This window comes from Streptomyces avermitilis MA-4680 = NBRC 14893 (assembly GCF_000009765.2).
Lineage (GTDB): Bacteria > Actinomycetota > Actinomycetes > Streptomycetales > Streptomycetaceae > Streptomyces > Streptomyces avermitilis.
The window spans coordinates 2,661,898-2,673,554 of the sequence record NC_003155.5; the positions used below are offsets into that span (position 1 = coordinate 2,661,898).

The following is an 11,657-nucleotide window of genomic DNA, read 5'->3' on the forward strand; positions in this document are numbered from 1 at the left end:
ACGCGGTCACCCACCGCACTGCGCCCACGGTCCCCTTTCCCGCCGCCCCGTCACCCGCTGTCCCCCTCCCCGCTGCCCCTCCCCGCTGCCCCCTTCCGCTCACCGCTCATCGGCTAGGACGACGATGTCTCGACGAACAGGTGCCCGGCGCCGCCTCGGCTCCATACGTCTCTCGCTGATCCTGCTGGCGCTGCTCCCCAGCGTCACCCTCGCCGCCATGTGGGGTGTGACGACGAAGCAGATGTTCTCGGAGGGTCTGGAGTTGCGGACGCAGACCGAGCTGAGCATGTCGACCGGGGCCATGGGGACCGACGCGACGCTCGCGCTGCAACGGGAGCGGAGTCTGTCGGCCGCCTGGCTGGCCTCGCCCGGCGGTTCCAGAGCCGCCCTGGACGAGCAGCGGCGACGGACGGACGCGGCGGTCACCCGGCTGGTCGGCCGGTCCGACGAGATCGAGATGGCCCCGGCCCGGGTCGGGGAACGGATGTACCCGGTCATGGCCGCGGCGAAGAGCCTGGAGTACTACCGGGGCCAGGTGGACGACCCGACCGACATCACCGCCAAGCAGGCCCTGGACCAGTACACCTCGATCATCGACAACCAGGTCCACGCCTTCCAGGAGCTCTCCCAGGTCGACGACGGGGATCTCACCTCGCAGGCCGGCCCGCTCGTCGCGCTGGAACACGCCGCGGAGATCGTCTCCCAGGAGGACGCCCAGCTGACGCTGGCCTGGCCGTCGGGAAAGCTCGACGAGAAGTCGTGGGTCCGCTTCGCGCAACTGGTCGACGCCCGGCGCTGGCTCGTCCAGGACCAGCTCGTCCCCTCGCTGCGCGGCAGCGCGAAGACGCAGACGGACCGGATCCTGCAGAGTCCGCAATGGCAGACCCTGGAGGACGTCGAGGACCAGGTCATCGCGGCCCGGACGGCGAACGGCAGCGTCGCGCGGACCATCGAGCTGCCGGACGCGCGAAAGCGCTGGAGCGCCGCGCTGGACCAAGTCTCCGCGCAGTACGCGAACCTGATCCAACAGCAGACCTCGGCCCTGCTCGACCGCAGCAGTGACAAGGCCCGCGGACTGCTGATCAAGGCGGCCTCGCTGAGCGCCGGCGGACTCGCCGCCCTGCTGCTGTGCGTCGTACTGTCCTGGCGCATCACCCGCTCCCTGTCCCGGCGGCTGCGGGGGCTGCGGATGGCCACGCTCAGCCTGGCCGAGGAGCGGCTGCCCGATGTGGTCGCCCGGCTCGACCGGGGCGAGAAGGTCGACGTGGACTCCGCCACACCGCCGCTGGACTACGGCAGGGACGAACTCGGCCAGGTGGCCCAGGCGTTCAACACCGCGCAGCGCACGGCGGTCCACACCGCGGTGGAACTCGCCGACACCCGACGCGGCTTCCAGAAGGTCATCCTGGGCATCGCCCGGCAGAGCCAGAACCTGGTCAACCTCCAGCTCAGCAAGCTCGACGAACTGGAACGCCGGCACCAGGACCCGCACATCCTGGAGGGCCTGTACGAACTCGACTCCACCGCGAGTCAGCTCCGCCGCTACGAGGAGAACCTCGTCATCATCAGCGGCGAACAGCCCCGGCGCAGCTGGACCGAGCCGGTCGCCCTGATCGACATCCTGCGCAGCGCCGTCGGCGAGGTCGCCGAGTACCAGCGGGTGGAGGTGCACACCGACGAAGAGGTGTTCCTGACCCCGCCCGCGGTGGCCGACGTCATCCATCTGCTGGCCGAACTCATCGACAACGCCACCGCGTACTCCCCCGCGCCCAGCCCGGTGGGCGTGCGGGCCGCGATGGTGGCCAAGGGGCTGGCCGTCGAGGTCGAGGACCGCGGTCTCGGCATGTCCGAGGAGGACTACGCGGCCCTCAACGCCCAGCTCGCGGTGGTCCCGCAGTTCGACGTGGTGGCCCTGGCCGACGACCTCCGGCTCGGCATGTTCGTGATCGCCCGGCTCGCCACCCGGCACGGCATCGCCGTCACCCTGCGTTCCTCGCCGTACGGAGGGACCACCGCGATCGTGCTGATCCCGCACGCCATCGTGGTGCGCGAGGCCTCCGGCTCCCCGTCCACGAAGTCCACGGACACCGAACCGGCCGGCTCCGCCGACGCACGGACCGTCGAACCGGCCGCAGCGGCGAAGGGCACCGCCGGCACCCCGGATCCGGCCCGCCAACCCCACGAACGCACGCGGGAGGCGCGGCCGGCCGCGCGGGCCCGGACGGCCGAAGTCCCCGCGAACGGAGCGGAGTCGGACACCGAAGGGGTACGCAGGACGGCGGGCCGCACGCCCCGCCCCGAACCCGGTGGCGTACGCCGCGAGGGACTCGCTCCGCTGCCGCGGCGGGTGCCGCAGACCAGCCTGGCCGCCGAGCTGAAGGAGGAGGCCGCGCCCGGCCGGGAGGACGACGACCCCTGCGAGGACTTCACCGCGGAGCGTGCCGCCGCCTCGCTCGCCGGTTTCCAGCGCGGAACGCTCCAGGCCCGGGACACCACCGCCGAGGGGGCGTACGACCACCGGGAGGAAGCCGCCGCCGAAGACCCGGACGCCCGGGTTCCCGCCCCGGGCGCATCGTCCCCCACGCTCTCGACTCCGCCCGCAGACCGCTCATGAAGGACAGGGAAATGACACGCCCCACCCCCGCCACGCACAGCCAGCTCGACCAGTTGCTCACCGGACTGGTCGACCGGGTCGCCGAGGTGGACCACGCCGTCGTGCTCTCCGAGGACGGACTGGTCGTCAGCAAGTCCACCGGGTTCCTGCGCGACGACGCCGAGCGGCTCGCGGCGACCGCCTCCGGGCTGATGAGCCTCAGCAAGGGCGTCAGCATGGACTTCCGCCGTGGCCCGGTGCGTCAGGCGCTCATCGAGATGGGCAAGGGCTATCTGATCCTCACCGCCGCCGGCCCCGGCGCCCATCTCGTCGTCCTCACCAGACAGGGCGCGGACGTGGGTGTGGTGGCGTACCAGATGAACATGCTGGTGAAGAAGATCGGCGAGCACCTCAGCGCGCCACCGCGTGGGGGCGCGGGCACCGCGGCCGACAGCGGCGAGTGAGGTGACGGATGGCGACGCGGCTGGTCGTCTGGTGCGGCCGTTCACGCTGACCGGTGGCCGGACCCGGCCCAGCCGGGCCGACTTCACCCTCATCACGTCGGTGACCGCGGTGGAACGGCCGCCCGCCGGGAGCTTCCGTCCGCAGCCCGAGCACACCCGGATCCTGCGGCTGTGCGCGGAGCCGGTCGTGGTGGCGGAACTCGCCGCCGGGCTCGACCTTCCGGCGAGCGTGGTCGTCATCCTGCTCTGCGACCTGCTGGAGGCGGGCCGGATCACCGCCCACCCGCCGCGCCTCCTCTCCCGCACCACGGACCTGGACCTGCTGCAGAAAGTGAGGGACGGCCTTGGCCGGCTCTGACCCCGCCGCACCTGCCGCCCCCGCGGCCGCGGCACCCGACACGGTCAAGATCCTGATCGCCGGCGGATTCGGCGTCGGCAAGACGACCATGGTCGGTTCCGTCAGCGAGATCGCGCCGCTGCGGACCGAGGAACCGCTGACCGCCGCCGGCCTGGACGTCGACGACCTCGACGGCATCGCGGAGAAGGACGCCACCACCGTGGCCCTCGACTTCGGCCGGATCACGATCGGCTCGGAACTCGTGCTGTATCTCTTCGGCACCCCCGGACAGCAGCGGTTCTGGTTCATGTGGAACGACCTGGCCATCGGGGCCCTGGGCGCGGTGGTCCTCATCGATGTGCGCAGGCCGGAGTCCAGCTTCGCCGCCGTCGACTTCTTCGAGCGGCGGGGCATCCCGTTCGTCATCGGCGTCAACGGTTTCCACGGACTGCATCCGTACACGCCCGAGGAGATCCGGGAGGCCCTGGCCCTGCCGGAGCGGGCCCAGGTGCTGCTGTGCGACGCACGGGAGCGCGAGTCGTGCCGGGACGTACTGATCGCCCTGATCGACCAGTTGATCGCCGCCCGCTGACGTGGCCGAGCCGGCCCGTCGCGGGGCCCTGGCGGCCGGGCGGGGGTCCGCCCCGGGCTATGCGGCCGCCCGCGCCCCGGCCACCGGAAGTCCCGCCGTACGCAGGACCCGACGCTCGGCGTCCACGGCGAACACCTCGCAGCCGTCCAGCCCGGCGGCCCACTCGACGCCCTCCGTGCCCATCGCGAAGGCCGCCGTCGCGACCGAGTCCGCCTCGGTCAGTGTCGGCGCCACGACCGTCAGGCTGAGCAGGCCGGTCGCCGGTCGCCCGGTGCGCCCGTCGCGGATGTGGTCGCCGCGTTCGTAGCGCGCGGAGGTCGCGACCGCCCCGTCGGTGAGCTCCAGGACCGTGCACAGCTTGTCGGCGTGTTCGGGATGCCGTACGCCCACCCGCCAGGGACCGCCGGCGGCGGCCACGTCACCGCCGGCGTTCAGGCAGAACCTCCGCGCCCCCGCCGCCGACAGCAGCTCCGCCGCCCGCTGCACCGACCAGCCCTTGACCACCGCGCAGGGGTCCAGGCCACGGCCGGGCAGCCGCACGTCGAAGGCTCCGCCGGTGGCGGCCCGGTAGTGCTCGCACAGGTCGAGGACCTCCAGCAGATCCGCGCTGAGCGCGTCCTCGCGCAGCTCGCCCCGGTCCAGCCGGGACACCTCGCTGTCGGCCTTGAAGGGGCTGAACCGCGCGTCGGCCTCCCGCAGCCAGGCGAACACCGCGTCCGCGGCCGCGTCGAAGTCGCCCTCGTCGTCGATCCGCAGCGAGACCGGGAACCCCATGACGTGTTCGACGCGCCGCACCTCAGGCGCCCTTCGCGTCGAGGGCGGCCTGGAGCGACTCCTTGTACCCGTCGCTGGTGACGGTCGCGCCGGACACCGTGTCGATGTCCGCGCTCTGCGCCTTCAGCGTCTCCGCGACCAGCTTCGGCACCGCCGCCGTCGTCTGCGGATGGTTCGGCTGCCGCAACATCCGCACGGCGCTGATCGTGTCGCCCTCGAAGGTCACCTCGACCTGCACGGGGCCCTTCTCGGTCTTGACGGTCGACCCCGCGACGACCTGGGCCGAAGAACCCGGCGAAGAACCCGGCGAGGAGGACGCGGAAGGCGACGCGGCGGGCGGGGCGGTCTGGGTGGTGGACGTCGTGTCGGTCGACGGTTCGTAGCGCCACAGCGGGATCAGGCCCGCGACGCTCAGGACCAGGACAGGAAGTGCTCGTTTCACCGGGATTTCCTCGTCTCCCTCATCCGGCCAGGCTGAAGCGCTCGTGGTGGATCTGCTGCTTGGGCACGCCCAGCTCGCGCAGGGTGCGCAGCAGGGTGGTGGTCATCCCGGGCGGTCCGCACAGGAAGACGTCCCGCTCGGCGATGTCCGGTACCAGGCGGGCGAGTTCGCTCGGGGCCAGCCTGTCGGGGGCGGCCGGCCCGGTCACCAGGTGGAGTTCGGCGCCCTTGGCGTGGGCGAGTTCCCGCAGCTCGTCGTAGAGGACGGCGTCGCGGTCCTCGGCCACCCGGTAGATGACCACCGCGTGGCCTTCCAGGTCCTCCAGCAGCGCCCGGATGGGTGTGACGCCCACCCCGCCGGCGACGAGCAGGGACTCCGGACGCGTGCGGTGCATCGCGGTGAAGGCGCCGTACGGCCCCTCGGCGAAGACCCGCGTGCCCACCTTCACATGCCGCAGGGCCGCGGTGCCGTCGCCGGCCGTCTTCGCGGTGAGCCGCAGCCGCGTGCCGTCGGGGGCGGCCGACAGCGAGAAGGGGTTGGCCTGCCACCAGCGGTCCCGGGTCAGGAACCGCCACAGGAAGAACTGGCCCGCCCGCGCGGGCATCCGGTCCAGGTCGCGGCCGGAGATGTGGATCGAGACGACGTTGTCGGACTCCGGGACCACGGCCGTGACCCGCAGTTGGTGACGCCAGTTCCGCCACAACGGGAGCACCAGCCGGCCCACGAGCACCGAGCCGAGCGCGACGCCCCACACGGCGTACCAGTACGCCGTGGCGGCGGACGACGAGGTGAAGGTCGTACCGGCCGCGACCTGGTGCGTGAACGCGAGCACCACGGCGACGTAGGTGTACAGGTGGATGAAGTGCCATGTCTCGTAGGCCAGTCGGCGCCGGGCGTACCGGCCGGAGACGGCACCCACGACGACGATGATCGTCAGGGCGACGACCGCGCGGAGCACGCCCTCGACGGTCTCGGCGAGGTCCACCAGCTGGTTCACCGGATCCATCGACGACGACTGTGCGTAACCGAAGGTGATGAAGACGGCGTGCGCGAGCAGCGTCCACAGGATGCCGAAGCCGGTCCAGCGGTGCCAGCTGGTCAGCCGGTCCATGCCGATCCGGCGGTCGAGCCACGGCAGCCGGGCCACCAGCAGCAGCTGAAAGGCCATCAGGAGGGCGCCGTACAGGCCGGCCAGCCGGCCCAGCACGATCAGCGCGTTCGAGGCGAACCCGGCCTGGGCGAAGAGGAAGGCCACCACGGCCGCGTTCGCGGCCAGCACGGCGTACAGGCCCGCGCGGGCCACCACCCTGGGGCGTATCGCCGTGGGGGGCGCAGGGGGCGATTGGACGGTCGTCACGGACGGCAGCTCCTTGATCGGGTCCTGGGACACCGAGCTTCGCTGGCGAGAGCTGTCGTTTTCCTGTCGCCGGACTTTCAACTGCTTATCGATATGGGTCCGGGGGGTGGCCCGCTCTGGCGCCCTGGGACACGTGAAGCACTATGAGCAGGTGGAAAAAGTACGACTCCTCGTCGTGGACGACGACCCGCCCATCGCCGACCTCGTGGCGACGGTCGCCCGTTACGAGGGCTGGGACGCGGTCACCGCGTACTCGGGCGAGGAGGCGCTGCGCCTGGCCGCGGAGTTCCCTCCGGACATCGTGGTGCTCGATCTGATGCTGCCCGACATCGACGGGTTCGGCGTCCTCGACCGGCTGCGTCGGTCCGGGACGATGGTGCCCGTCGTGTTCCTCACCGCCCGGGACACGGTGGCCGACCGGGTCGCGGGCCTGACCAGGGGCGGCGACGACTATCTGGTCAAGCCGTTCGCGGTGGAGGAGTTGATGGCCCGGCTGCGGACCGTGCTGCGCCGCAGCGCCGGACCCGGTTTCCAGCGGTCCGTGCTCCGGGTGGCCGACCTGACGATGGACGAGGACACCCGTCAGGTGCGGCGGGGCGACCGGCTGCTGACGCTCACGCCGACCGAGTACGAGGTGCTGCGCTATCTGATGCGCAAGTCGCCGGCCGTGCTGACCAAGGCGCAGATCCTGGACCACGTCTGGGAGTACGGCTTCGGGGGCCGCTCGAACGTCGTGGAGCTGGTCGTCAGCCGCCTGCGCCGCAAACTCGACGAAGCCGACGCTGCCGATGCCGGCGACGTCGCCGCCGAAGACAGCGCGGCCGACGCGGGCAGGGAGCCGCTGATCCACACGGTCCGGGGCTTCGGATACGTGATCCGGCCGGCGGCCCGGTGACCGGGCGGCTGCGGCGGACGTACCGCAGGCTGCGCCTGGGCACCCGGCTGGCGCTGGGCCTTGGCGTGCTGTCCCTCGTCGTGTTCGCCGTCGTCGGCACGGCGCTGACCACGTACATGCGCGACTATCTGGAAGCCCAGCTGGGCGACCAGATGAAGCTCGTCCAGGTCCTGCAGTCGAAGGACGCCCAAGTGCACGGCGTCGTGCAGCGCCAGCCGTACTACGGCTGGTACACCGCGGTGTACGACGTCTCGGGCGACTCGGCCGTGCTGCGCAGGCCGGCCGACGTACCGGCCGACACCCGGGCGCTCACCGCTCTCGCCGAGACGATGGCGCACTCGGACACGGACCTTCGGCGCACCGTGCGGATCGACGGCAAGGGCACCTACCGGCTACAGGCGTGCGAGGTGGAACCCGGTGTGGTCCTCGTCAGTGCCGCGCCCATGGCGGACGTCCAGGCGACCGTGCGGCAGCTGATCACGGTCCAGGTGGTCGCGTTCGTCCTCGCGCTGCTGGCCCTGGTGGTGTTCGGCCGGGCGATGCTGCGGCGCGGTCTGAAACCGCTGAGCGACATGGCGCACACCGCCCACGGCATCGCCTCGCACAATCTGACCGGGTCGGCGGCGCGGCTGCCGCTGCGCGACGACGGCCGCAGCGGCGGTCCGGAGGTCGAGGAGCTGCGCACCGCGTTCAACACCATGCTGGAGCACATCGACGGTTCGCTCGCCGTCCGCGCGGAGGCCGAACAGCGGCTGCGCCGCTTCGTCGCGGACGCCTCGCACGAGCTGCGTACGCCCCTGATGTCGGTACGGGGTTACGCGGACCTGTTCCAGTACGCGGCCGCCAACGCGCCCGGGGAACGGGACAGGCATCTGGCGCGGCTGCGTGCCGAGGCCGCCAGGATGGGGCTGCTCCTGGACGACCTGCTGCTGCTCGCCCGCCTGGACGCCGCGGAGGTGGAGACACCGCTGCGGATGGAGGACGCCGACCTGGTGGAGCTGGTGCGCCAGGCGGCGGACGCCTTCCGCGCGGGCCACCCGGACCGTCCGCTGACGGTGACGACCGGTCCCGACGCCGTACCGCTGCGGCTCGACCCCCTGCGCATCCGGCAGGTGCTGGACAACCTGCTCACCAACGCCGCCGTGCACACCCCCGCCGGAACGGAGGTGTCCGTGGAGGTCTCGGTCTCGTCCGGCACGGCGTGGGTGGGGGTCGCCGACTCGGGCCCGGGCGTTCCGGCGGCCGACCGGGAGCGGGTCTTCGACCGCTTCTACCGGGTGGACAAGGCCCGCAGCCGCGACCGCGGGGGCAGCGGCCTGGGCCTGGCGGTCGCCCGCTCCCTGGTGCGGGCGCACGGCGGCACCGTCGCACTGACCGGCGAACCGGGGGCGACGGTCTTCACCCTCGGGATCCCGCTGGGCCGCAGGGACTAGCGGGGTTCGGCACGCAGGGGTGGGGGACCTCAAGAGCCGGCGATGACCGGCATGCCCGCACCACCCGCACAGCCGCGCCGGTCCAGCCGCTCGAGCCACACCACCAGGGCGAGAGAGCTGTTCATCCGGTCCCAGGAGTACGCGTCGCCCACCCCGAGCTGAGCCTCCCTCACAGCCCGGCACAGCGTCTCCACGTCGAACATCTCCGCGACCAGCGGATGCCTCGCGGAGCGGCAGAGGTCGATGAGTTCGTCGCCGTGTCTGCGCAGGCCGCGGGCGTAGAGCTCGTCGAAGGGGACCTTGACCGCTCGGCCGCGGATCCGGGACGGAAGCAGATCCGCCATGGCCTCGCGCAGAACCGCCTTCGGACGGCCCGGACGGAACGTGGCTTCCGGAGGGAGGCTGCGCATCGTGGCGATGACCTCGTGGTCGAGAAAGGGGTGCGAGAGGAAGAATCCGTCCTGCCGTGCGCGGCGCCAGGAGAGCGGGTCGGGAGCGGCGAGGTAATTGGCCGCCTCGAAGAGCGACTGTTCCGGCCTGCGCCCGAACACGAAGCGGCTCTCCGCGATGCCGGCCTCACGGTAGCCGTGAGCCCGCGCGAATCCGGGTCGCAGCCATCGGGGGCGGGTGAAGCTGCCGAGGCCGCCCAGCACCGTTCCGCGGCGGACGAGCGCGGTGATCCGTTCGGCGGTCAGCGGAAGAGCCGGCCGCATGACGTAGTCGCAGACGACGTCCCGCACGCCACGCTCGCTGCCCGCGGCCCAGGCACGTGCCTGCTTCGTCAGCTGCCGGAGCTGCCCTGTGCGGGCCAGCCTGTGCAGGTGAAAGGGGTTGGCGTCCACCATCGCATCGGCCCCGCAGCCGGTCAGGAGGATGTCACAGCCCAGCTCCGCCGCAGCGGCATGGAGCCTGCTCCAGAACGGGGCGCGAAAGGCGTGCGCATGAGGCTCGTCCGCGTCTCCCGCGTGGTCCTGGAAGTCGTCGAAGTCAGCCACGTCGCCGACATCGACCATCACCGGGCGGGCCCCGGGTGCGTGCCGGTGGATCTCCTTCATCGCCTCGTCGAGGTACGGCTGCTCCCCCGCCAGCTCTCCTGTGCCGAAGCGCCCGGCGAGCAGGACAAGGTCCCTGGGGCTGTCCTGTCCCGCGGCCGTCGGACGGGCTGCGAGCAACGCGACGCTGGTGGAGTCGGTGCCGCCGGAGACGTGACACGCCGTCATGGTGCCCATGCGGCGCCCGACGGCGTGCTCCAGTGCGAGGCGCAGCTCCTTCGCGGCCCCGCTGAGCCGGAGCCCGTCCGCTGTCGAGTCCCACGGGTGGTCGGCGTGACCGACGCGTCCCAGCGCCCGACCGCGCATCCGCCCGGTGATCGAGAGCTCCACGACCTCGCCGCCGAGGACCCGGTGCACGCCGGCGAAAGGGGTGAGTTCCGAGTGCGGTTGCGCCATGTTCCCGGTCAGGTACCGGCAGAAGTAGCGACGTTCCAGCTCTTCGAAGTCGCCCAGCCGGCGCGCCGAGGTGCTCACCGCGCTCACCTGTCCGCCGGACTCCCTGAAGAACAGGGGGATGCGTGCTTGCTCGTCCCGCATCAGCAGGACGCGGTCGCGGCACACCAGGACAGCCGCATAGTCGCCGGCCGGCAGACGCGGTGCGGCTCCCGGTCGGCCGAAGTCGTCCAGGAGGCCGTGCGCGCCCGCCACGCGGTCACGGACCGAGCCGGCCCAGCCGACGACCACCGCGGTGCCGGCCCGGGAGGAGACCGTCGTCACGAGTCCCTGCCGCGCCATGGCCTCGGTCGCCCGGAGCCTCGGTGCGCCCGCGGCCCACTCGAGGCGGAGCGCTTCCACGTCACTGCCCCGCGCAACTGATCGAGAGCACCGGCGCGAACGCGTGCCCTCGCGGATCGGCGTCAGGGATGCACAGGCCCGCCGAAGACGTCCAGGCGTGCAGGGCGAACGGGTGCTCGCGCACACCGACGTGGAGCACGGCCTTCAGGCCGCACCGCCGCAGCAGGACGAAAGCCGTCACGGCCTCGGTCTTGCAGTCGTCGTTGACGAACCAACTGCTGCGGCTGTGTGACCGCACCGCTCGTTTCAACCGCTCGACGTCCTCCGCGGACGGGGGGTCGGCACGGGCGTAGACCGGGGCCGCCAAGGACAGGAGCCGAAGGACGCGCCCGAATCCCAGGGTCCGGATCAGCAGGTGCACTCCGCGCAACCAGAGCCCGACCTCGACGTCCGAGTGCCCCTTCCGGCGGGCCGTCGCACACCCGGCACGGATGAGCCCGGTGACGAGTTCGGCGCGTTCCTCAGAGCTTCCGTCGGCGAACTTCCGCATGTCCGTCGCAGTCATGCCGAGAAAACGCGTCCGCCGCCTCCAGTCCGCGATCAGAGCTCCGCCGGACATCCTGGTGACCCGGCAGTGCGGTGACAGGATCCGCGTCATGGCCGCCAGGGCATCGGTCTCCTCTGCCACCCCACATCCTCCAAGGTGGGCCCGCCGCGGTGACTCCGCGGCAGGCCCGGTTCGACTCGGTGGGCGGTGTTCAGGACTGATATCCGTGCCCGTCGTAGAGGCCGCCACTGAAGCCCCGGATCGAACGGCCACTGCCGAGAAGGACGAGCCCACGCGGCATACGACGCCGCAGTCGTCGAAGAAACATCGCCTACCTCCAGAATCAGGCGGTGTCGATCAAATCCAGGCTACTCTGCCGCGAATGCCCCGCAACCGGACCGCAACCCGACCGCGACCGCACCGCGGTCCGGTCGCG

The 11,657-nt window shown here is 71.9% G+C and carries 11 protein-coding genes; 6 read left to right on the top strand and 5 right to left on the bottom strand.

The genetic code is table 11. The features are described 5' to 3' along the window. The first annotated feature begins 124 nt into the window (after nucleotides 1–124). From SAVERM_RS11480 to SAVERM_RS11495, 4 genes are read left to right on the top strand one after another with little or no spacing between them, the layout of a single operon-like run. On the top strand, nucleotides 125–2,614 hold the full coding sequence (locus SAVERM_RS11480) for a sensor histidine kinase (RefSeq protein WP_010983628.1): 2,490 nt from the start codon (nucleotides 125–127) through the stop codon (nucleotides 2,612–2,614). Between the two features lie 11 nt (nucleotides 2,615–2,625). After that, entirely contained in the window at nucleotides 2,626–3,057 is a 432-nt protein-coding gene (locus SAVERM_RS11485; protein WP_010983629.1) for a roadblock/LC7 domain-containing protein, read from the top strand. Nucleotide 3,058: 1 nt separating this feature from the next. Next, on the top strand, nucleotides 3,059–3,415 hold the full coding sequence (locus SAVERM_RS11490; RefSeq protein WP_010983630.1) for a DUF742 domain-containing protein: 357 nt from the start codon (nucleotides 3,059–3,061) through the stop codon (nucleotides 3,413–3,415). After that, nucleotides 3,402–3,986, top strand: a complete 585-nt coding sequence (locus tag SAVERM_RS11495; protein ID WP_010983631.1) for a GTP-binding protein — start codon at nucleotides 3,402–3,404, stop codon at nucleotides 3,984–3,986. The genes SAVERM_RS11490 and SAVERM_RS11495 overlap by 14 nt, the downstream gene beginning before the upstream one ends. A gap of 57 nt (nucleotides 3,987–4,043) precedes the next feature. Here SAVERM_RS11495 and SAVERM_RS11500 read toward each other — a convergent pair whose 3' ends face one another. From SAVERM_RS11500 to SAVERM_RS11510, 3 genes are read right to left on the bottom strand one after another with little or no spacing between them, the layout of a single operon-like run. Further along, nucleotides 4,044–4,781 (bottom strand): FAD:protein FMN transferase, encoded by a 738-nt coding sequence (locus SAVERM_RS11500; protein ID WP_010983632.1) that lies wholly within the window; start codon nucleotides 4,779–4,781, stop codon nucleotides 4,044–4,046. Between the two features lies 1 nt (nucleotide 4,782). Next, a complete protein-coding gene (locus tag SAVERM_RS11505; RefSeq protein WP_010983633.1) occupies nucleotides 4,783–5,202 on the bottom strand; it encodes an FMN-binding protein in 420 nt (139 codons plus the stop codon). 19 nt (nucleotides 5,203–5,221) lie between these two features. Further along, nucleotides 5,222–6,559: a ferredoxin reductase family protein gene (locus SAVERM_RS11510; protein ID WP_037650069.1), complete on the bottom strand. Its 1,338-nt coding sequence runs from the start codon at nucleotides 6,557–6,559 to the stop codon at nucleotides 5,222–5,224. Between the two features lie 151 nt (nucleotides 6,560–6,710). Here SAVERM_RS11510 and SAVERM_RS11515 point away from each other — a divergent pair, with 151 nt between their 5' ends. Both SAVERM_RS11515 and SAVERM_RS11520 read left to right on the top strand, forming a co-directional pair. Beyond that, nucleotides 6,711–7,454 (top strand): response regulator transcription factor, encoded by a 744-nt coding sequence (locus SAVERM_RS11515; RefSeq protein ID WP_242432234.1) that lies wholly within the window; start codon nucleotides 6,711–6,713, stop codon nucleotides 7,452–7,454. After that, nucleotides 7,451–8,887, top strand: coding sequence for a sensor histidine kinase (locus tag SAVERM_RS11520; protein ID WP_010983636.1), 1,437 nt, complete (start codon nucleotides 7,451–7,453; stop codon nucleotides 8,885–8,887). The genes SAVERM_RS11515 and SAVERM_RS11520 overlap by 4 nt, the downstream gene beginning before the upstream one ends. Before the next feature lie 29 nt (nucleotides 8,888–8,916). On the opposite strand, the gene SAVERM_RS11525 is transcribed toward SAVERM_RS11520, so the two are convergent. Both SAVERM_RS11525 and SAVERM_RS41440 read right to left on the bottom strand, forming a co-directional pair. Beyond that, nucleotides 8,917–10,734, bottom strand: a complete 1,818-nt coding sequence (locus SAVERM_RS11525; protein ID WP_037650016.1) for an asparagine synthase-related protein — start codon at nucleotides 10,732–10,734, stop codon at nucleotides 8,917–8,919. Between the two features lies 1 nt (nucleotide 10,735). After that, entirely contained in the window at nucleotides 10,736–11,362 is a 627-nt protein-coding gene (locus SAVERM_RS41440) for a lasso peptide biosynthesis B2 protein (protein ID WP_010983638.1), read from the bottom strand. Nucleotides 11,363–11,657: the final 295 nt, after the last annotated feature.